Source organism: Promicromonospora noduliphila (genome assembly GCF_056951025.1).
Genome location: NZ_CM167806.1, coordinates 5,086,028 through 5,107,201, shown reverse-complemented (window position 1 = coordinate 5,107,201; position 21,174 = coordinate 5,086,028). Strand labels below are relative to the sequence as shown.

Here is a 21,174-nt window from a genome sequence, read left to right as displayed (position 1 = left end):
GAAGCACTTCACGAGGCGGGTGAGGACCGCCTGTATCCTCGGGGGCGTTCATCTGTCCCGAAAGGTTGGTTCCCGTGAAGCACCTCGTCCTGCACGTCGGCGCGCACAAGACCGGTACGACGCTGGTGCAGAAGGCCCTGCGCACGAACCGCGAGGCGTTCGCCAAGCGTGGTTACGACGTCCTGATCCGCAACGAGTACGAGAACCTCACGGAGGGCTACCACTCGCGGTGGCGCCGTCAGGGCGCGAGCCTCGGCAACGTGACCAGGGCGTTCGAGATGGTCCGCGACGCAGCGACCCACGACAGCCTGGTCATCTCGCACGAGGACATCCTGGCCTCCGTGCACTCCTTCCGCACCGGCCCGCTGTACGCGCCGGCGGACAACATCCTGCGGATCGCCCACAAGGTGCTGCAGCCGGAGCGCACCACGGTGCTGCTGTACGTGCGCCGCCAGGACCGGTTCGTCGAGAGCTCGTACCTCCAGACGGTCCGCGTGGGCTCCACGCAGTCCTTCGAGGAGTTCATGGCGCCCGTGACGCCGGAGAACCTGCGCTGGGACACCCTGGTCGAGAAGATCAAGGACGCGGTCCCCGCGGGCTCCGAGGTGCGGGTCAACTACTTCGAGGGCATCAAGGAGCTGCACTCCCGGCCGTTCGTGCGGGAGTTCTTCCAGCAGACCGGCGTCGGCGTCGTGCCGAAGTTCTCCTTCAACACGGAAGCGGTCAACCGCGGGTATTCTGACGCTGCACTGAAGCTCGCGCTCGTCGGCAACGCCGAGCTCGAGGCGGAGGACCGGCGCAAGCTGCGGCTGTTCCTCGACGCCAACTTCTCGAACGTGACCCACCCGTCGCCGCTGCTCCTGACCCCGGAGCAGCGCGAGGAGATGCTGACCGCGCTCGCGCCGTCGAACAAGGCGCTGCACGAGATGGTGACGAGCAGCCTGCCGGCGGACGCGGCCGACCTCGCAGTGAACAAGGGCGAGTCGCCCTACCTCCCCGGCGGGAAGTGACTCGACCCGCTTGAACGACGTCCCGCGGCCCCAGGGCGGCGGGCTTGGCAGATCTGACCACAGTGATCAAGGATGGTGCCCGTGCATTCCAAGAACCGGCGCGTGACACGATGAAGCGACTGAGACTGTTCCACTTCGACATCAAGACCTACGGCAACTACGGGGACACCCTGCTGTTCGAGACCGTGCGCGAGCTCTTCGAGGGCTTCGCGGGCGGGGACGCCTTCGAGATCGTCCAGAGCCGACAGCTTCGTGACCCCGTGACGCCGCGTCTGGTCGACTTCATCAACGAGAACGTCGACGCCGTCGTCATCGGCGGCGGTGGTCTGTTCCTCAGCGACACGAACCCGAACCAGCGTTCCGGCTGGCAGTGGAACATCTCGCTGGACCTGCTGCGCCGCATCGAGAAGCCGCTGATCATCTTCGCGGTGGGCAACAACCGGTTCATCGACCAGGCGGACTTCGCGGACCCGTTCCGCGAGCACGTCAACCTGACGCTCGAGAAGTCGGTCTTCTTCGGTCTGCGCAACCACGGCTCGGTCGAGACCATCAAGCCGTACATCACCGAGTCGAACCGGCACCGGGTCACGTACCAGCCGTGCCCGACGACGCTGTCGTCGTTCCTGTACCCGGACCTGTTCCGCGACGAGATCCCGCACGAGCGCCGCATCTCGGCCGAGTCGATCGTCGGCAAGCGCCAGGCGCGCGCCGGGTTCGACGCCGACAAGATCTACGCGGACCAGATCGACGTCCTGGCGAAGCTCTCCGGCGAGGGCTGGCGCATCGAGAGCGTGCCGCACGCGCGCGCCGACATGGGCTTCCACGACCGGCTCACCGAGCGCGGCGTGGTCAGCAGCGAGCACGTCCTGTGGGGCAACCGCGACGTCCTGTACCAGGGCGTCGAGTACTTCGCGGGCCTGCCGATCATCCTCGGCACGCGCGGCCACGCGCAGATGGTCCCGTTCGGCATGGGCACCATCCCGCTGTCCCTGTACGTGCACCACAAGATCCGCTACTTCGCGACCGACATCGGCCACGCGGACTGGGCGATCGACCCGCGCGCCGACGACTTCCAGGACACCCTGTACCGGACGATCAACGAGGTCCACGAGCGCCAGCCGGAGCTGCGCAAGGAGCTCGCCGACGTCCGCCAGGGCTTCTTCGACACGTCGCTCGACAACCTCGGCGCGATCTACAAGAGCCTCACGGGCGAGACGGTCACGCCGTCGTTCCGTGCGCTGACGCCGCCCGAGCGCCGCACCGCGGCGCGGGCGTACGACTCCTCCATGCGGTTCGACAAGCTGGAGCAGGACGTCGGCCGGCTCAAGCGCGAGCTGAACAAGGCCCGCAAGGACCTCGAGGCCGTCGGCGGTCCGCGCAAGTCGATGGTGCCCGACAGCCTGCGCCGCCGGCTGCGGCCGCTGCGCCGGCTCGCGGGCAAGTGACCGCGGGCGGGTAGCACCGCAGCACGACAGAACGAGGGGCCGCGAACCGGATGGTTCGCGGCCCCTCGTCCTACCTCGGCTTCTGTGCGGTCAGGCGAGCTTCTTCTTGATCGAGCGCGCCTGCGCCAGCATCATGTCCCGCATCACGCTGCGGCGCGGGTCGATCGCGTAGGCCTGCTTGAGCACGCGCGCGCAGTCGTCGTGCCGGCCCAGGCGGCGGTACGCCTTGGCCAGCTCGCGCAGCTCCGCGGACGTCGGCTCGCGCTGGGCCATGACCGCCTCGAGGACGCGCACCGCCTCCTTGGCGTTGTTCGTCTTGTTGGCCTGCTGGGCCAGGCGGAACGGGCTGCTGCTGCCCGCCTCCGGGGGCTTCCCGCCCGCCGCCGCGTGGCGCAGGTCGCGCACCAGCTCGTTCTTCTCCCAGTCGGCGAGGTGGTCGAGCCACGCGTAGTCGAGCTGGTCGTACCGCTCGCCCTTCGACGTCGGCTCCCACGGCTTGCGGCCCACGTAGTGGAGAACCTTGACGTCCTCCTCGTTGAACACCTGCGGGTGGTGGGAGTAGATGCGCTTGGTGGTGTTGTACTCCAGCGGCAGCTTGCGCCAGTCCGAGAAGAACTGGTTGAGGAAGCCCTGGTCGCCGCCGTCGTACGACGTGGTGTGGCTGAGCTGGGACATCATCTTCTCGAACACGCCGTGCGACGGGTTCACGGCGAAGACGCCGGAGTTGAAGACGTTGCCGTCGGGCAGGTCGAGGCCGGCGTCGGGCACGGCGGCGAAGTCGTCGCCCTCGAACAGCTCGTCCAGGCTGCCCTTCACGACGGTGTCGCTGTCGAGGTAGACGACGCGGTCGAAGAAGTCGAGCCGGAACACGTGCAGCTTGGTGTAGGTCATCGCGAAGCGCGCCTGGATCTTGTTGCCGCCCGAGTTCATCGGGTTGCGGATGCCCGGCACCTGGATGGTCCGGATACCGCTGGCGGCAAGGGCCGCGCGGTCGGCGTCGGGCGTGACCAGGGCGATGAGCGGGACGTCCGAGTGCTCGCGCAGCGAGTTCGCCAGGGCCCGCGCGCCGTGGTGGTACGCGCCGGAGACCACGGTGACGTACGCGCACTTGCGGCCGTCGATCTCCTTCCACAGCGGACCGCCGACCTTGGGGACGATGACGGAGGTGTCCTCGCCGACCTCCGGCAGCTCCAGGTCCACCGTGTCCTTGGAGGCGGCCAGCGTCGGCACGGCCTCAGGGGTGAGGTGCGGCCGGTCGGTGAGCTCGTCGGCCGGGGGCACGAACAGGTGCAGCGTGTCCGACTGGCTCACGGAGCGGATGGTCGCGTCCGGGAACTCGGCGATGCAGGAGCGCAGGAACGCGAGGTCGGAGTCCAGGCCGTGGGCCGACTCGTAGCCCGGCGTGAGGTCCTTGTCCTTGAGCGCCGACTCCGCCGCCTGCGTCACCGTGTAGCCGTAGCGGCTGTCCTTGGACTCGTACAGGTCGACGCCGGCGAGGTAGACCTCGCGGAAGCCGACGCCGAGGCCGAACGCCAGGGCCTGCATGCCGGTGGTCGGCAGGCCGGGCCGGCTCATGAAGGCGCGGGCCAGGCGCGGGTGCCGGGCCGGGATGGACCAGGAGTCCAGCTCCTCGACGCCGGTCAGGGGCTCGAGGCCGTACTTGTCGCCGTCGCGGTTCGCCGCATGGCGCATCGGGCTGAGGATGCGGCGGACGTCGTACCGTCCCGCGCGCATCTCCTCCTGCAGCAGCTTCTCCAGCTTCTCGTTCGGGATGGCGCTGAAGTACGCGTCCACCCGGTCGCCGAAGTGGTAGTTGCTCTCCAGGAAGAACCAGTTCATGCGGAAGACCACCGCATCCGCCGGGATCCGGTGGTAGGGAGGCATGGCCGACGACGGCCCGTTGCCGACGATGAGCAGGGGCCTGTCGATCAGGTCGGCGAACGATGCGATCTCCGCGTCGCCCGGTTCGCGGCCGAGCGGCACGCTCCGCATGGTGGGCATCGATAACTCCCTTTCGGTGTACTGGGACCGGACGAGTCTAACGGCCAGGAGGCCGTCAGCCCTTCGCGAGGTCTGCCGCCGCCGAGCGGACGTGCGGCAGCAGCACCTGCTGCCGGTCCGCCACATCGGCTCGGTAGGCGTCTTCCCTGGTCAGGACGTCGAGCGTGCGTTCGGCGAGCTGCGCGCCCAGACGGACATCACCCACGTCGAAGCCCCAGTCGAGCCGGTCGACGTCCTCCAGGAAGTACCGCATCTTCGGGTGGGAGATGATGCTCAGGACCGGGGTGCCCACGCCGAACGGGATCATCGTCGCGTGGCCGCGCATGCCGATCACGAGCGACGCCCTGCGGTAGACGTCGAGGGCGTCCGGCTGGTCCATGGTGTGCAGCTCGTCGACGGGCAGCGTCAGGTCGTGCGCCGCCTCCAGATCCTTGGCGAGCCGCACGTCGCCGCGCGTGTGCGCCGCGATCCGGACCTCCGCGCCGCCCTTGCCCGCCTGCTCGACGAACTCGACGATCTGCGCCAGGAACTCCCCGTAGCCGCCGTGGAAGCGCCGCTCGCTGCGGTCGAACGCCGCGTTGAGCAGCACCGTGCCGGAGCCGGAGGTCCCGGCGGTCACCCCGGGCCGGATGTGTTCGAGCACGGTCGTGGCGCAGGGCACGAAGCGCACCTTCTCGTGGAGCTCCGCGGGCAGCAGGTCGCGCACGCGTTCCATCGAGCCGGTGTTGCGCAGGCCGAGGAACTCGGCCTTGCGCGTGAACGCGATCAGGCTGCGGCGGAACAGGTCGCCCTTGAACCGCTGCCCGGTGAAGAGGTTGAAGCCGACGGCGAAGGCGTAGACCGGGACCGTCACCGCGTCGAGCGAGGCGGGCGGCACGTTCCACTGCCAGCCGCTGTTCCCGTTGGGCGAGGTGTCCGGGAGGAACAGCCCGCCGCCGCCGACGACGAGGGCGCGCTGCGCGTTGGCGATCCGGACGAACTCGTCGTCGAACACCTGGTGCGCGTGGAAGGGCACCCAGTCGGCGGGCCCGGCGGGCTCGGTGATCGCGTCCCGGACGGCGTCGGGCAGCACGATGTCGCCGAAGTTCTCCCCGCGGTCCACGTAGAAGGCGACGTGCCCGAAGCCGCCCGACGGCGCGTCCGCCTCGCGCGGCGTCACGGGGTGCTCCACGCGGCCGAGGATGGTGCGCACGGTCGAGCGCGGCATGTCGTGGCGCAGCGCGCGGCGGGCGTAGGTGTGCGCCGCCTCGTCGTCGTGCACGATCCAGGCGACCTGCGCCGCGCGGACCGAGCCGGGGCCGGGGCTCGCGATGCGGAAGGCGCGCATCGCGGCGTCGTACCGGCTGAGCCCGGACAGCGACGCCCCGAGCGCCATGAGGTACTGCTCCGAGACGAGGCCGTAGGTACGGAACGTGCTCTGCAGCAGCCGGAGCGCGCCCGCGTGGTCGGCGTCGGCCGCGACGAACTCGGCGTTCCCGACGGCCATGTCGAGCACCCCGGGCGGTGCGGTCAGCGCCTCGAGCCGGCCGGAGTCGGCGAACTCGTCCAGCAGGTCGGCCAGCGGGCCGCCGACGCCGAGGGTGAGACAGGCCACGAGATAGCGCCCGAAGACGGCGTCGGCGTCCGACCGCCTGGTGACGGGCAGCGCCGCCACGAGCTCGCGCAGGTCGGCGAGCTCCGCCGGGCCCTCGTGGCGGAGCAGCTCGGCCCGCAGCCTCAGGAACTGCTTCAGCTCGTCCACGGCGCGCTGCGCGTTGGTCCGGCGTCGCGAGACGGAGCCCGTGCCGCGGGAGGACTGGTAGAAGAGCTGCTCGGCGGCCTCGGCGTCGTCCGAGAGCAGGGCGACCACGCCGGCGAGGCGGCCCACCTCGGGGTCGGGCGAGTCGGTCCGCAGGAGGTCGGTCAGCGTGGCGGCGGCCGGCACGTCCCAGCGGTCCACGGCGGCGTGGGCGGCCTCCAGCACGGCCGCCCGCACCTTGCGGACCTCGTGCCAGGCCACGTGGCCCTTCGCGAGCTCGCGGGTGGTGAACGAGTCGAGCTTGGGCCGCGAGCCCGTGATCTCGCGCAGCGCGCGCATCACCTCGGTAGTGCGCCGTGCGTGCTCCCGCCGCTCCGGTCGGGGGACTGGACGGGGCAGGCCACCGGTGGCGTTCGGGGAGTTCGCCTTGCGACCTTCGGTTCCGGGCACTCGAGCTGTCTCCGTTCTCGGCACGGTCCCGACGGCCCGCCGGGGCCGCCGTACCGCTGGGTGGAATCTCCGGGGAATTCTGCGGAGCGCGGTCTGTCACCCGCGCAACGGCAGGATCCCACACCTTGGGCGGGCCTGGGTGCGGGCATCGTGTGCGTAGCGGTGCGCGTGTGGCGCTACTGTGGACGGCGTATCCATACCGACTCGACCCGAGAGTGCCACGTATGTCCGTACCCGCTGAAACCCCGTCCGCCGTAGTCGTCATCCCGGCCCGGGGAGGTTCGCAGGGCGTACCCCTGAAGAACCTCGCGCGGGTGGACGGGATCACGCTCGTCGGGCGCGCAGTCCAGGCCTCGCTCGCCGCCCCGTCGGTGGCAGAGGTCATCGTATCGACCGACCACGACGAGATCGCCGCGGAGGCGCGCCTGCACGGTGCGCGCGTGGTGGTGCGCCCGGCGGAGATCGCGGGCAGCACCGCGTCGTCCGAGTCGGCGCTGCTGCACGTGCTCGACCGCGTCGAGGCGGGCGACGGCGGCCTGCCGGCCCAGGAGATCCCGCCCGTGACGGTCCTGGTGCAGTGCACCTCCCCGTTCATCGACCCGGAGGACCTGGACACCGCGATCCGCCGCGTCACAAAGGGTGAGAAGGACGTGGTGGTCGCGGTCTCCGAGACCCACGACTTCCAGTGGCGCATCGACGACGGCGTGGCCACCCCGGTCGGTCACACCACCGACTACCGCCCCCGCCGCCAGGAGCGCGCCCCGCACTACCGCGAGACCGGCGCCTTCTACGTGATGCGCACGGACGGGTTCCGGGCGGGCGGGCGCCGCTTCTTCGGCGACGTCGGCATCCAGCCGCTGGCCCCCGAGTGGTCCATCGAGATCGACGAGCCGCGCGACCTCTGGCTCGCCCGCCAGCTCGTGGACCAGGAGACCGACGCGGCGCCGGTGCCGCTCGACGTCGACGCGCTCGTCACCGACTTCGACGGCGTGCACACCGACGACCACGCCTACGTGAACCAGGACGGCACCGAGCAGGTGCGCGTGAGCCGCGGCGACGGCATGGGCGTGTCCCGCCTGCGGCGCACGGGCCTGCCGATCCTCATTCTGTCCACCGAGACCAACAAGGTCGTCGCCTCGCGCGCCGACAAGCTGAAGGTGCAGGTGATGCACGGCATCGACGACAAGGCCACCGCGCTGCGCGCCTGGATCGCCGAGCAGAACCTCGACGCGGCCCGGGTCGCGTACGTCGGGAACGACGTGAACGACCTGGCCGCGATGGCGGTCGTGGGCTGGCCCGTCGCGGTCGCCGACGCCCGTCCGGAGGTGAAGGCGCAGGCCAGGCTCGTGCTGTCCCGCGAGGGCGGGAACGGCGCGGTCCGCGAGATCTGTGACCGTATACTCGCTGCGCGTCCGGGTGAAGTCGCCGCGAGTTCGGTAGCCGCCCAGACCCCCGTCGTCACCGGTTAGTCCCGACGACACGTAACAGCACTACCCTGTGCTCGACCCCTTCGGAAGGACCCTGTTATGAGCGCGACGAACGCGCAGCCCGCGCCGGTCACGATCGGCGACCTGCAGGTCGGCGCCGACCAGCCTGTGTACGTGATCGGTGAGATCGGCATCAACCACAACGGTGACGTGGAGATCGCCAAGAAGCTGATCGACGTTGCGGTCGAGGCCGGATGCCAGGCCGTGAAGTTCCAGAAGCGCACGCCGGACATCAGCACGCCGAAGGACCAGCGCGACAAGATCCGTCAGACGCCCTGGGGCGAGATGACGTACCTCGAGTACAAGTACAAGGTCGAGTTCGAGGAGCCGGAGTACACGGAGATCGACGCGTACGCCAAGGACAAGGGCATCCAGTGGTTTGCCTCGCCCTGGGACGCCCCGTCCGTGGAGTTCCTCGAGAAGATGGGCGTGCCGACCCACAAGGTCGCCTCGGCCTCGGTGACCGACCACGAGATGCTTCGCGCGCTCGCCGAGACCGGCAAGCCGATCATCCTCTCGACCGGCATGTCGACGCTAGAGCAGATCGATGCCGCCGTGGAGATCCTGGACACGAGCAAGCTCGTGATCCTGCACGCGACGTCGACCTACCCGCTTCCCCCCGAGGAGGCGAACCTGCGCACCATCACCACGCTGCAGGAGCGTTACGGCGTGCCGATCGGCTACTCGGGCCACGAGACCGGCCTGCAGATCTCGATCGCCGCGGTGGCCCTCGGCGCCGTCGCCGTCGAGCGCCACATCACGCTCGACCGCGCCATGTGGGGCTCGGACCACGCGTCCTCGCTCGAGCCCAAGGGGCTGGAGAACCTGGTGCGCGACATCCGCATCCTGGAGAAGGCCCTGGGCGACGGCCAGAAGCGCGTCATGCCGGGCGAGTTCTCGCCGATGTCGCGCCTGCGTCGCGTCGACGCCTGAGCCGGCGCCTGACTGACGCGGCAGAACTGTTCGTCGTCGGAGGCGGGCGCCGCACGTGCGGCGCCCGCCTCCGATGTTCCCCGGTCCGGTAGGTTCCGGGAGCGCCGGGCCGGACGGCCCGGCCATCGTGTCCACGAGAGGGGGCCGCGTGCCCGAGCGGGTTGAGGCGGCGAGCATGCCGCTGGTGACGGTGGTCGCCGTCGTACGTGACGAGGAGCCGTACCTCGAGGCGATGGTGCGGTCGATCCTGGGCCAGGACTACCCGCACCCGCTGCACATGGTGCTCGCCGTGGGTCCCTCGCGGGACCGCACCCGCGAGATCGCGGACAAGCTCGCGGCCGAGACCGGCCGCGTCACCGTGGTGGACAACCCGACCGGCTCCAAGCCGCTCGGCCTGAACGCGGGCCTGGAGCGGATGCCGGAGGGACACTCGATCTTTGTCCGGGTGGACGGCCACACCGTGGCAGAGTCCACGTACGTGCGCCGCGCGGTGGAGGCGCTCCAGGCGGCGGGGGCCGACGGCGTGGGCGGGCGCATGCTGCCCGTCGGCGACTCCCCGGTGCAGAAGGCCGTGGCGCGTGCGATGAGCCACCCGGCGGGTCTGGGCGCGGCGTCGTTCCACACCGGCGGCAGCGCGGGCCCGGCCGAGACGGTCTACCTGGGCACGTTCCGCCGCGAGGCGCTGGAGCGCGTGGGCGGCTACTCGCCCGTGTACGTGCGGGCGCAGGACTGGGAGCTGTGCCTGCGGCTGCGCAACAGCGGCAGCCTGCTGTGGTTCGACCCCTCGCTGGTGGTCGAGTACAAGCCGCGCCGCACGCTGGGCGCCGTCGCCACGCAGTTCTGGCGCACCGGCATGTGGCGCCGCGAGGTGGTGCGCCGCAACCCCGGCACCGCGAGCCTCCGGTACCTCGCCCCGCCGACCGCCGTCGTGGTGCTCGGCGCGTCCGTGCTGGTCGCCGTCGGCGGCGCGGTCGCGGGCTCGCTGCCCGTCGCGCTGGTCGGCCTCGTGGCGCCCGCCGCCTACCTCCTGGGCGTGCTCGGCGCGTCCGTGCACGCCGCGACGCGGCGGCCGCGGCTCGACCTGCGGTCCGCGCTGGCCCTGCCCGCGACCCTCGTGACCATGCACATGTCGTGGGGCGCCGGGTTCCTGCGCGGCCTCACCGACCGCGTCCGGGTCGACGACGGCGTCTGACGCCGCGCCGCATCCTCCGGGCCCTGTGCCGTCCCCCGGCCCTGTGCCGCCCGACGTCAACCCTTCGAGATCTGGTGGTCGTGGTGAGATCTGGTGTTGCGCCACCAGATCTCACCACGACCACCAGATCTCAACGGATCACGCCTTCCTGTCCAGGAACAGGAGGCGGACCGGGCGGGTCGAGAGGCGGATCGTGTCGTAGACGAACTTCGGCAGGTACATCTGCAGCGCCATCCGCAGGTAGCGCATGCGGAGCCACGGCTTGACCTCGGTGCGCTCGGTGAGCGTGCCGGCCGCGCGGCGCGCCGCCAGCTCCCGGACGGTCGCGGGCAGCTCGGACTCGGCGGTGTGCAGGTAGTTGTCCTCCAGCCAGCCCGTGTCGGGCTGCGGGCCGCCGGCCCGGAACGCCTCGGCGGCGTCGGCCACGTGCATCACGCAGCCGCTGCCCGCGAACGGGGCGTTCAGGAGCTCCGGGGTCACGCCGAAGTCGTCGATGATGACCGTGGACAGGCCGAGGGCCAGCGACTCCATCGCGGCGGTCGAGCTGACCGTCATGAGCGCGGACCCGGCCTGCAGCCACTCCGCCATCGGCCCGTCGACGAACCGCAGCGCGTCGCTGCGGTGGCCGAGCCGCTCGTGCTCGGCGTCCCACAGCTCGTCGTACGGGAACGCCTCGTTGTGCGTCTGCCGCTCGCCCTTGCGGGCCCGCAGCTTGACGATGACCTCGAAGTCCTCCTCGGCGAGCCGCGCGAGGCGGTCCAGCAGGGTGACGCGGTCCGGCCGGTTGTCCGGCACCTTGGCCTGTGCGGCGAACACGACGCGCTTGACCGGCTCGGCGCCGAGTCCGGTGGCCATGTGCTCGAGGAACGGCAGGTGCGCCAGCGGGACCTCCGGGGTGACGCCGTGCGCGGCGAACGCCGTCCGGTAGGCCTCGATCTCCAGCCGGCTGTGCACCACGAACGCGTCGCACCAGCGGCGCCAGCCGGTGCCCTCGGGCGTGGCGGGCAGCGCCATGCCGGGCAGGCCCGTGACGAGCGCGGGCCGCCGCTTGCCCGTCGCGGCGACGACGGCGCGCGCCACGACCTCCGCGACCGGCCCCGTGGCGGCGATGAGCACGACGTCGGGCGTGTTGTCGCGGATCTGCGCCGCGAGCTCCCGGACGGGGAGCACGGCGGGACGGACCACTGAAGATCCGGCGACCGCGGCGGCGATCTGGCTGGTGGTCGGCACGATCGGCGTCTTGACGAGCACGGCCGAGCGGTCGAGCCCGGTGTCGTCAGGCGGGCCGAGCCGGTCCAGCGTCGCGCACGCCCACTTCAGGTACGAGTCGCTGTCCGCCACCGCGAGCACGCGGATGGTCATTCGTTCGCCTCCGGGGAGTCGGTTTCCGAAGCGCCGTCTGCCGCGGCCCGTGCCTGCCGGGCGAGCTCGACGACGCTGGTCAGGTGTGCTCGGCGATCGGCAGAGGCGCGCGCGGTCCACCAGTCGGCGGGCACGTCGAGCGCGGTGACGGGGACACCGAGCGGTGAAATGATAGTGGTCAGCAGGATGGTCGACGTCGACGGGAGGCTCAGCACGCGCTGGCCCGGCCGCAGGCCGCGGAGCCGGATCTCGACGGGCGCGCCGGGCACGTCGACCGTCACGCCGTCGATCGCGGCGAGGGTGGCGAGCAGCTCGGCGGTCTGCCGGCGGTGCGGGAGGTAGCGCAGCGCGCCCTCCTTGGCCAGCGACCGGATCCAGTCCACGTACCGGTGCTGGTCGATCAGCCCGTCGGCCACCATCGCGGAGCCGACGACGATGGTGGGCTCCGGCATCGTGTCGTCCGCCGGCTGGGCCGTGAGCCAGCCGAAGCGGTTGGGCCGCACGTCGAACCCCTGGGCCCGCAGGCCCGCGGTCAGGTCGGGCGTGAGGGGGAGCGCGGTGAAGATCGTGACGCGGCCGTCGGCCGCCAGCGAGCGCAGGCGGCCCGCAGCGACGGCACCGAGCCGACGGCGGGGGGCGCGCGCGGGGCTGCCGATCCGGACCAGCGGGTCGCGGCGGACCAGGAGGCGGCACAGCTCGAGGGTCGCCAGGCCGTCGTCGACCAGGACCATGCGCTCGGGGCGGCGCAGGGGGGCCGTGGCCTGGAAGAGGCCGGAGAACGCGTCGCCGACGAGCCAGACGGGCTCGCGCGCGGTGAGCGCGCTGCGGCGGCCCGCCAGGTCGAAGGTCAGCCCGGCGGGGAGGCTGAGCCCGCGGACGGCGGCGAGGGCGTCGCCGAGGGCCGGGACGTCGTCGCGCACGTGCACGTGGGTGTCCGTGCCGCCGTACCCGGCGGCGTGCGCCTCGACCGTGCACAGGAGCTGCAGCGGCGACTCGACCAGGGCGCCCGCGACACGCGGAGGCGTGGCGCGCGGGTCCGTGGTCCGAGGAGCCGGATGGGGGTGCTGCACGCGGTGCAGTCTCTCACGCACGGCGCCGCATGTTGGCCGCTGGCGTGTCCGCACGCCCGCGACGAGCAATCCCGACCATACTGCTAGGGTTTGTGACCCGCTAGGATCGAACGGCCGGATCGTCCCCGGCCGTGCCCCCGACCAGACAGGTATTTCACGCACCGTGAGCACACCTACTACCTCCGCCGCGGCGTCAGTCACGCCAGCGGCCAGCGGTGATGCGAAAACGCCGCCGCCACCGCTCGTCCCCGGCACGACGTCGGCCGAGCGCCTCGCTCTCGCGAAGCAGTACGGCCTGCGCCCCCTGAACGTGCGCCCGCCGCTGGGCGAGTACATCCGCGACCTGACGAGCCGCTGGGCCTTCATCCGGGTCCTCGCGACGTCGACGGCGTACGCGCGGAACCAGAACAACTACCTCGGCCAGCTCTGGGCGGTCCTCACGCCCATCCTCAACGCGGCCGTGTACGTGCTGATCTTCGGCATCCTGCTCCACCTGAGCCGCGGGGTCGACAACTCGATCGCCTACATCGTGATCGGCGTCTTCATGTTCCGGTTCATCGAGGCCTCGGTGAGCGGTGGCGCCAAGTCGATCAGCGGCAAGACGCAGCTCCTGCGCTCCCTGCACTTCCCGCGTGCGGTGCTGCCGATGTCCACGGTGCTGTCGCTGCTCACCACGCTCGTCCCCGCGATCGTTGTGATGTGCGGCATCACGCTGCTCAGCGGCCTCATCCCCACCTACAAGATGGTCCACGTGACCTGGTGGTGGCTGCTGCTGCCCGCCGCGGTGGCGCTCCTGTGGATCTTCAACACCGGGCTCGCGTTCATGATGGCCCGGCTGGTGGCCAGCGTGCCCGACCTCGACAACGTCATCGGGTTCGTCATGCGGGTCCTGATGTACGCGTCGGGCGTGATCTTCCCGGTGTCGCACTACGTCGACAACCTGGGCGTGTCCGAGGCGACCAAGGCGGTGTTCTCGGGTGTGCTGGAGTACCAGCCCATCGCGGTCTACCTGTACCTCGTGCGCTCGGTGCTGATGCAGGAGGAGGCGTTCCCGCCCAGCGGGCTGATGTGGGCCCTCGGCGGCGTGTGGGCCGTCGTGTTCTTCGTGATCGGTTTCATCGTCTTCTGGCGTGGTGAGGAGAGGTACGGACGTGACTGAGGCCGACGAGCACATGGACTTCGACCTCGAGATCGAGCCAGAGGACGAAGGCGAGGAGGCGCTCCAGACGGAGCTCGGCGACCCGTGCCTCGTGGTGGACGACCTGCACGTCGTCTACCGCGTCATCGGCGGGCGCGCTCGCAAGGAGGCCGAGAAGGGCGGCGCCCAGGTCCGCGACGTCAAGGTGAAGGTGCCGTTCTACAAGCGGCTGCTCCGGGCCGGCCGCCAGCACGTCGGCGCCGTGAGCGAGGTGCACGCCGTGCGGGGCGTCTCCTTCACGGTGCGGCACGGGGAGTCCGTCGGGATCGTCGGGGTCAACGGCTCCGGCAAGAGCACCATGCTGCGGGCGATCGCCGGGCTCATGCCCCCGAAGTCGGGCAGCGTGCACGTCTCGGGCGAGCCGTCGCTGCTCGGCGTGAACGCGGCGCTCATGCCGCAGCTCACGGGCGAGCGGAACATCATGATCGGCGGGCTCGCGCTCGGGCTCACGCCCAAGCAGGTCGACGAGAAGTTCGACGAGGTGGTGGAGTTCTCCGGGATCGGCGACTTCGTCTACCTGCCGATGAAGACGTACTCGTCCGGTATGGGCGCGCGGCTGCGGTTCGCGATCTCGTCGGCCGCCTCGCCCGACATCCTGATGATCGACGAGGCGCTGGCCACCGGCGACGCCGCCTTCAAGGAGCGCAGCAAGGCGCGCATCGAGCAGGTCCGCGAGAACGCGGGCACCGTGTTCCTCGTGAGCCACTCGATCTCGACCATCGAGGCGATGTGCACGCGCGTGCTGTGGATGCACCAGGGCCAGCTTGTCATGGACGGTCCGGTGCACGAGGTCGCCGAGGCGTACAAGCGGTTCGTCCGGGCGCAGCGCCCGGGCATGGGCCCGGCCCGCCGCAGGGCGCTGCAGCGTAAGCGCGCTGCGGAGGAGGCCGCGAAGAAGAAGGCGGAGCAGCAGGCCGACGCCGAGGCACAGAAGGCTGCGGAGGCGCGCGCGTAGCTAGCCGCCCGGAGCCCTGCCGGGTGGTCGGTCGGCGCGTGGTCGGCTGGCCGCCGGGTGGTCCCGGCCGGAGCCGCCCCAGTGGTCGGTAAAACGTCAGGCGGTCGGTAAAACGTCAGGTGATCGGCAATCCGAGTTGCCGATCACCTGACGTTTTACCGACCACACCGATCTCGGTGGGGCGCACCCGGGCTCGGTGCGAGCACACCCGGACTCTGCGCGGGTACACCCGGTCTCGGTGCGGGTACACCCGAGTGCGGCTCGGGCGCGGCGCCGCGGGGTGTTCAGCCCAGGAGGGTTGCCAGGTGGCGGCGGACCGTCTCGACGGCGTCGGGGACCGGGACGTCGGTCGTGTCGATGACCAGCTCGGCGTCGGTCGGCTCCTCGTACGGCGAGGAGATGCCCGTGAAGTCGGCGATCTCGCCCGCCCGCGCCCTGGCGTAGAAGCCCTTGCGGTCGCGCGCCTCGCACACCTCGAGCGGCGTGCTGACGTGCACAAGGACGAAGTGCGCCCCTGCCGCCTCCGCCAGGGCCCGCACCTTCGCCCGCCCGGCCGCGAACGGCGCGATCGGCGCGGCCACGGCGATGCCGCCGTGCTTGGCCACGAGCGCCGCCACGTACCCGATGCGCTCCACGTTGGTCTCGCGCGACTCGCGGTCGAACCCGAGGCCCTTGGACAGGTGGTGCCGCACCTCGTCGCCGTCGAGCAGGGTGGTGCCGAGGCCGTCGTCGTCCAGCTCGGCGGCCAGGGCGCGCGCGACCGTCGACTTGCCCGAGCCCGACAGGCCCGTGAAGAACACGACCGCGCCCCTGCGGTGGGCGCCGCTCGCGGCGCGGGTCACCTCGGCGGCCGACGCGGGCGGGTACAGCGCCCGCACGGCCTCGTCCCGCACGCGGGACAGGGCGGCGACGCGCTGCGCGGTGGCGTGGGAGCGGTGCGCGGCGAGCGTCTCGACGCGGGCGGCGCCGTAGGCGGCAGCGGCCTCCTCCAGTGTGGTCCCGCCGAGCCCGGACCACGGCACGACGACGGTGGTCACCCGCGCGTCGGTGCGCTCCGTCAGGCCGGCGGCCAGCCCCAGGGCCGCCCGGACGAGTCCCGGTGCGCCGACGACGCCGGGTTCCGGGGCGCGGCGCGCGACCGGCACGAGCAGCAGCACGGCTCCGGCAGCGGAAGCGAGCGCGACGGCGGCGTCGGCCTCCTCGCGGGTCGGGACCTCGGTGACGAGCAGGCCGAGGGCGGTCCCGGCGTCGTCCCCCTGACCCTCGACGCCCGCCCGTATCTCGCGGGCCGGACGGCGGACGGCGGCGTCCCACTGCGGGCCGACCGCCGCGGCGAGCGGCTTGAGCGGCTCCAGGGCCGCGGGCTCGCCGGGCTGGGCCGTGAGGCGGGCCAGCGGGGTGTTCTCGGCGTCGGTCAGGACGACACCCCACCCCGCGGCGTCCCCGCTGCCGCCCGGGCCCGGGGGAGCCGGGACGTCCGGCAGGGCCGCCACGAGGGCCGACGGTGGGAGCGCGCCGCCGAGGGCCAGCTCGAGGAGGTCCAGCTCGTCGTCGGACAGGACGCGGGCGGGGGAGTCGGTCATCTGCGAGGGCTCGTTTCTGCTGGGTCGTCTGCTGGGTCGTCCGCGGTGTCGGCGGCCGGTTCGGTGGCCAGGCTGTCCGCGGTGTCGGCGGCGGACCCGGCCGCCGGGCCGCCTGCCGGGCGGTCCGCCCTATCGTGGTCCGCGGAGCCATAGTCGGCGAAGTCGTGGTCCGCGGAGCCGCGGTCGGCGAAGTCATGGTCCGCGAAGTCATGGTCCGCCGCGCCGTGGTCCGCCGCGCCGTGGTCCGCCGCGCCGTGGTCCACGGAGTCGTGATCCACGGAGCCGCGGTCCGTGAAGCCGTGGTCCACGGAGTCGCGCCCCGGACCAGCCGTCCGGTCCAGGGCGTTCTCCGGAGTCGAGTCTGCTACGGCCGGCGCGCCCGCGGCGAACCGGCGCTTGACCCAGAACCACACCAGGTTGCCGACCACCAGCGCGGCCCCCGCTGCGCCGAGCACCACGGGAAGGCTCGCCCCGAGCAGCTTGAGCGCGGACGCGAGCAGCAGGATCGCCAGGGCCCGCCGGATGATGCCGCCCGGCGCGCGCGAGGACACGTGCGCGCCGAGCCACGCCCCGGGGATGGCGCCGATGAGCAGGGACGTCGTCAGGCCCAGCGAGAAGTCGCCGTACAGGATGTGCCCCAGCGACGCCGCCGCGACGAGCGGGACGGCCTGGACCAGGTCGGTGCCCACGAGCTGGGACGCCTTGAGCGCCGGGTAGAGCAGCAGGAGCACGACGATGACGACCGAGCCGGCGCCCACCGACGTCATGCCGACCAGGAGCCCCGCCACCGCCCCGAGGATCGCGGTGGCCACGGGCCGCACCACGAGCTCGCGCGGTGCCGACGGGCTGGCCGGTCCCTCGCCGAGCGCCGAGCGGCTCCGGACCATCTGGAGGACGGCGCGGACCACCAGGCCGCCGGACGCGATGAGCAGCGCGACGCCGAGCACCAGCTGGAGCGCGCTGTCGAGCGAGTCGCCGAACGGCAGCGCCTTGATCAGCAGCGCGCCGGAGAACGCGGCGGGTACCGAGCCGACGCACAGCCACAGCACGAGCTTGAGGTGCACGGTCCGGCGCCGCAGGTGCACTATCGCGCCGGCGGGCTTCATGAACAGGCTCGCGACCACGTCGCTGGAGACCGCGACGAGCGGGTCGACGCGGAACACGAAGATCAGCATCGGCGTCATGAGGGCGCCGCCGCCCATCCCGGTCAGGCCGACGACGAAGCCGACGGCCAGGCCGCCGAGGATCAGGGGGAGGTCGATGCTCATGCCGCGCACTCCGCGGGCAGCTCCCGGACGGCGGTAAGCCCCCGTAAACCTTCAATTCCGATCAACCCCATCGGGATAGTAGGCATTAACACCTCCTGGGGTCGTTAGGGAGGGTTACGGGTCCGCTGGCGCTGGATCGCATGCCGGAATGGTAGCCTCGGCGCGTCCGCCGGACCTCCATCCACGGCACCTGGCTCATGTCGAGCGTCGCGCAGAGACGGCTGGATCACCTTCAGAAGACATCCACCCTGGAGATCGATGAACCCGCCGTCCCCCACGCTCCCTCAGGCGTCGCTCGACGACGACGCCCTCGCCCACGCACTCGCCTCGGGAGCGGCGGAGGTGCTCCTCGCGCTCCGCGCCGAGGTCGACGCCGCCGGCGGCTCCTTCGTCGCCAAGGAGCTCAAGGACGCCGGTGACGCCGCGGCCCAGGCCTGGCTCGCCGCCGCGCTGGCCGCCGCCCGGCCCGCCGACGCCGTCCTGTCGGAAGAGGCCAAGGACGATGCGTCCCGCACCGGTGCAGATCGTGTGTGGATCATCGACCCGCTGGACGGCACGCGTGAGTTCGCCGAGCGGCCCGCCGACGGGTCCGCCGGGCAGTGGCGCGACGACTTCGCCGTCCACGTGGCGCTCTGGGAGCGCGGCGCCGGGCTCACGGCCGGGGCGGTCGCCCTGCCGGCGCGCGGGCAGGTCCTGACCACCGCGGACGGCGTCGTGCCGGACGACGACAGTGCCGCCGTCCTGGCCGGGAGCCGGCCGCTGCGGATCGCGGCGAGCCGGAGCCGTCCGCCGGAGTTCGTGGCCGCCCTGGCGGAGCGCGACGACGTGGAGCTCGTGCCGATGGGCTCGGCGGGCGTCAAGATGATGGCGGTCGCCGACGGTACAGTGGACGCTTACGTCCACGGCGGTGGGCAGTACGAGTGGGATTCCGCGGCCCCCGTCGCCGTGGCACGGTCCCGTGGCATCGTCTGCACCCGCCTCGACGGATCCGAGCTCGAGTACAACCGGGAGAGCCCCTGGCTCCCTGACCTGTTCGTATGCCCCCCGGCACTGGCCGCGCGCCTGCGTGAGCTGCTCGACACCGTCGGTGTCGCGTCAGTGGTCGGGGCAGATAGCAAGGAAGGTGCCCAGTCGTGAAGAGTCACGTTCTGAGCCAGCTGCGCAGCCTGGAGGCCGAGAGCATCCACATCATGCGCGAGGTGGTGGCCGAGATGCAGCGCCCTTGCCTGCTGTTCTCCGGCGGCAAGGACTCCATCGTGATGCTGCACCTCGCCGTCAAGGCGTTCGCGCCGGCGCGCATCCCGTTCCCGATCATGCACGTCGACACCGGCCTGAACTTCCAGACCGTGCTCGACTGCCGGGACCGCTGGGTGGACCACACGGGCGTGCAGCTCGTGGTCGCGTCCGTCCCGGAGGCGATCGACCGCGGCCTGGTGCAGGAGGAGCCCAACGGCTCGCGCAACCGGATCCAGACGCCGGTGCTGCTGGAGGCCGCGGAGAAGCACGGCTTCGACGCGCTGTTCGGCGGCGGCCGCCGCGACGAGGAGAAGGCCCGCGCCAAGGAGCGCGTGTTCTCCTTCCGTGACGACTTCGGCCAGTGGGACCCGAAGAACCAGCGCCCGGAGATCTGGAACCTGTACAACGGCCGCGTGCACCAGGGCGAGTCGATCCGCGTGTTCCCGCTGTCCAACTGGACCGAGCTGGACATCTGGTCCTACATCGAGGCCGAGAACATCGACCTGCCCGACCTCTACCTCGCCAAGGAGCGCGAGGTCGTGGAGCGCAGCGGCATGCTCTACGAGGTCAACGAGTTCACCCCGCTCAAGGACGGCGAGACCCCCAAGGTCCTGTCCACGCGCTACCGCACGGTCGGCGACGCGAACCTCACGGCCTGCGTCGAGTCCGCCGCCGCCACGCTGCACGACGTCGTCGAGGAGGTCGCGGCCGTGCGGCTGACCGAGCGCGGCGCCACGCGCGGCGACGACAAGGTGAGCGAGGCCGCCATGGAGGACCGCAAGAAGGAAGGCTACTTCTGATGACCACGACTCTTCCCGAGGCCTCCGAGGTGCACAACGAGGTAGTGAGCGGCGACCTCCTGCGGTTCGCCACGGCCGGCTCGGTCGACGACGGCAAGTCGACCCTGATCGGCCGCCTGCTGTTCGACAGCAAGTCGATCTTCGCCGACCAGCTCGAGTCGGTGGAGCAGGTCAGCAAGGACCGCGGCAACGACTACGCCGACCTGTCGCTCCTGACGGACGGCCTGCGCGCCGAGCGCGAGCAGGGCATCACCATCGACGTCGCCTACCGCTACTTCGCGACGCCCAAGCGCAAGTTCATCATCGCGGACACGCCGGGCCACACGCAGTACACGCGGAACATGGTCACGGGCGCCTCGACGGCGGACGTGGCGCTCATCCTCGTGGACGCGCGCAAGGGCGTCGTCGAGCAGTCGCGCCGGCACACCTTCCTTGCCACGCTGCTCGGCGTGCCGCACGTGGTGGTCTGCGTGAACAAGATGGACCTGGTGGGCTACGACGAGCAGGTCTTCGAGAAGATCCGCGTGGAGTTCGCCGAGTTCGCCTCCCGCCTGCGCGTGCCGGACCTGACCTTCATCCCGGTGTCGGCTCTCAAGGGCGACAACGTGGTGACCCGGTCGGAGAACATGCAGTGGTTCGACGGCTCGCCGCTGCTCAGCCACCTCGAGCGCCTGCACGTCGCCTCCGACCGCAACCTGGTCGACGTGCGGTTCCCGGTGCAGTACGTGATCCGGCCGCAGCAGAACGACGCGCGCGACTACCGCGGCTACGCGGGCACGGTGGCGTCCGGCGTGATGAAGCCGGGCGACCGGGTACTGGCCCTCCCGGCCGGCCTGGAGACGACGATCGAGTCGATCGACACGGCCGACGGCCCCGTCGAGGAGGCCTACCCGCCCATGTCGGTGACGGTGCGCCTGGCCGACGAGATCGACATCTCGCGCGGTGACATGATCTGCCGCCCGAACAACACCCCGACGGTCACGCAGGACGTCGACGCCCAGATCTGCTGGATGGACGAGTCGGCGTCCCTGGTACAGGGCAAGAAGTACGCCATCAAGCACACCACCCGGTGGGCGCGGGCGATGGTGAAGCACATCAACTACCGCGTCGACGTGAACACCCTGCACCGCGACGAGGAGGCCACGGAGATCAAGCTGAACGAGATCGCGCGCATCAGGCTGCGCGTGACCCAGCCGCTCTTCGTGGACTCCTACCAGGCCAACCGCCAGACCGGCGCCTTCATCCTGGTGGACGAGGCGACGAACAAGACGGTCGCCGCCGGCATGATCGGCGGGACGGCGGCTCCTCAGTACTGAGCCGGTGCTGAGCCGGTTCTGAGCCGCCGGGAGTTTCACCCGGTGAAATCGCGCCGGGGGTCTCTGGTGTCCCCACCGCGGGTGCAGACTGTGCAGGTCGGCGTCACGGAGTCCTGATACGCTCCGCAAC

At 71.4% G+C, this 21,174-nt stretch carries 16 protein-coding genes; 10 read left to right on the top strand and 6 right to left on the bottom strand.

All coding sequences use genetic code 11. The features are described 5' to 3' along the window. The first annotated feature begins 74 nt into the window (after positions 1 to 74). Positions 75 to 1,010: a hypothetical protein gene (locus AC0QU1_RS22235; RefSeq protein ID WP_483572510.1), complete on the top strand. Its 936-nt coding sequence runs from the start codon at positions 75 to 77 to the stop codon at positions 1,008 to 1,010. Between the two features lie 110 nt (positions 1,011 to 1,120). Continuing rightward, positions 1,121 to 2,455 carry a polysaccharide pyruvyl transferase family protein gene (locus tag AC0QU1_RS22230; RefSeq protein WP_483572509.1) on the top strand — a complete coding sequence of 445 codons (1,335 nt, stop codon included), beginning with the start codon at positions 1,121 to 1,123 and terminating at the stop codon, positions 2,453 to 2,455. Between the two features lie 90 nt (positions 2,456 to 2,545). On the opposite strand, the gene AC0QU1_RS22225 is transcribed toward AC0QU1_RS22230, so the two are convergent. Together AC0QU1_RS22225 and AC0QU1_RS22220 are read right to left on the bottom strand one after the other, a co-directional pair. Continuing rightward, positions 2,546 to 4,456 carry a glycosyltransferase gene (locus AC0QU1_RS22225; protein ID WP_483572508.1) on the bottom strand — a complete coding sequence of 637 codons (1,911 nt, stop codon included), beginning with the start codon at positions 4,454 to 4,456 and terminating at the stop codon, positions 2,546 to 2,548. A 55-nt stretch (positions 4,457 to 4,511) separates the two neighbouring features. Further along, positions 4,512 to 6,533 (bottom strand): polysaccharide pyruvyl transferase family protein, encoded by a 2,022-nt coding sequence (locus AC0QU1_RS22220; RefSeq protein WP_483572507.1) that lies wholly within the window; start codon positions 6,531 to 6,533, stop codon positions 4,512 to 4,514. 335 nt (positions 6,534 to 6,868) lie between these two features. Between AC0QU1_RS22220 and AC0QU1_RS22215 the strand changes: the two genes are divergently transcribed. The 3 genes from AC0QU1_RS22215 (at position 6,869) to AC0QU1_RS22205 (ending at position 10,256) form a co-directional block, all read left to right on the top strand. Further along, positions 6,869 to 8,113 (top strand): cytidylyltransferase domain-containing protein, encoded by a 1,245-nt coding sequence (locus AC0QU1_RS22215; protein WP_483572506.1) that lies wholly within the window; start codon positions 6,869 to 6,871, stop codon positions 8,111 to 8,113. Between the two features lie 57 nt (positions 8,114 to 8,170). Beyond that, entirely contained in the window at positions 8,171 to 9,064 is an 894-nt protein-coding gene (locus AC0QU1_RS22210) for an N-acetylneuraminate synthase family protein (RefSeq protein WP_483572505.1), read from the top strand. Between the two features lie 148 nt (positions 9,065 to 9,212). Beyond that, the gene (locus tag AC0QU1_RS22205) at positions 9,213 to 10,256 is read left to right on the top strand and encodes a glycosyltransferase family 2 protein (protein WP_483572504.1); all 1,044 of its coding nucleotides are present in this window, start codon (positions 9,213 to 9,215) and stop codon (positions 10,254 to 10,256) included. 138 nt (positions 10,257 to 10,394) lie between these two features. On the opposite strand, the gene AC0QU1_RS22200 is transcribed toward AC0QU1_RS22205, so the two are convergent. After that, positions 10,395 to 11,618 carry a DUF6716 putative glycosyltransferase gene (locus AC0QU1_RS22200; protein ID WP_483572503.1) on the bottom strand — a complete coding sequence of 408 codons (1,224 nt, stop codon included), beginning with the start codon at positions 11,616 to 11,618 and terminating at the stop codon, positions 10,395 to 10,397. Continuing rightward, a complete protein-coding gene (locus AC0QU1_RS22195; protein WP_483572501.1) occupies positions 11,615 to 12,688 on the bottom strand; it encodes a hypothetical protein in 1,074 nt (357 codons plus the stop codon). Before AC0QU1_RS22195 ends, AC0QU1_RS22200 begins: the two co-directional genes overlap by 4 nt. Before the next feature lie 163 nt (positions 12,689 to 12,851). On the opposite strand from AC0QU1_RS22195, the gene AC0QU1_RS22190 reads away from it, so the two are divergent. After that, positions 12,852 to 13,847: an ABC transporter permease gene (locus AC0QU1_RS22190; protein ID WP_483572500.1), complete on the top strand. Its 996-nt coding sequence runs from the start codon at positions 12,852 to 12,854 to the stop codon at positions 13,845 to 13,847. Next, the gene (locus tag AC0QU1_RS22185; RefSeq protein WP_483572498.1) at positions 13,840 to 14,841 is read left to right on the top strand and encodes an ABC transporter ATP-binding protein; all 1,002 of its coding nucleotides are present in this window, start codon (positions 13,840 to 13,842) and stop codon (positions 14,839 to 14,841) included. Before AC0QU1_RS22190 ends, AC0QU1_RS22185 begins: the two co-directional genes overlap by 8 nt. Before the next feature lie 284 nt (positions 14,842 to 15,125). Here AC0QU1_RS22185 and cysC read toward each other — a convergent pair whose 3' ends face one another. Then, a complete protein-coding gene (cysC, locus tag AC0QU1_RS22180) occupies positions 15,126 to 16,424 on the bottom strand; it encodes an adenylyl-sulfate kinase (RefSeq protein ID WP_483572497.1) in 1,299 nt (432 codons plus the stop codon). Continuing rightward, complete coding sequence (locus tag AC0QU1_RS22175) at positions 16,421 to 17,692, bottom strand: sulfite exporter TauE/SafE family protein (RefSeq protein WP_483572496.1); 1,272 nt, start codon at positions 17,690 to 17,692, stop codon at positions 16,421 to 16,423. The genes cysC and AC0QU1_RS22175 overlap by 4 nt, the downstream gene beginning before the upstream one ends. Positions 17,693 to 17,950: 258 nt before the next feature. Here AC0QU1_RS22175 and AC0QU1_RS22170 point away from each other — a divergent pair, with 258 nt between their 5' ends. Genes AC0QU1_RS22170 through cysN form a run of 3 tightly spaced genes read left to right on the top strand, consistent with a single transcriptional unit; the run spans position 17,951 to position 21,044 of the window. Next, entirely contained in the window at positions 17,951 to 18,829 is an 879-nt protein-coding gene (locus AC0QU1_RS22170) for a 3'(2'),5'-bisphosphate nucleotidase CysQ (RefSeq protein ID WP_483572494.1), read from the top strand. Further along, on the top strand, positions 18,826 to 19,728 hold the full coding sequence (gene cysD, locus AC0QU1_RS22165; RefSeq protein ID WP_483572492.1) for a sulfate adenylyltransferase subunit CysD: 903 nt from the start codon (positions 18,826 to 18,828) through the stop codon (positions 19,726 to 19,728). Before AC0QU1_RS22170 ends, cysD begins: the two co-directional genes overlap by 4 nt. Continuing rightward, positions 19,728 to 21,044 (top strand): sulfate adenylyltransferase subunit CysN, encoded by a 1,317-nt coding sequence (cysN, locus tag AC0QU1_RS22160; protein ID WP_483572491.1) that lies wholly within the window; start codon positions 19,728 to 19,730, stop codon positions 21,042 to 21,044. Before cysD ends, cysN begins: the two co-directional genes overlap by 1 nt. The last annotated feature ends 130 nt before the right edge of the window (positions 21,045 to 21,174 follow it).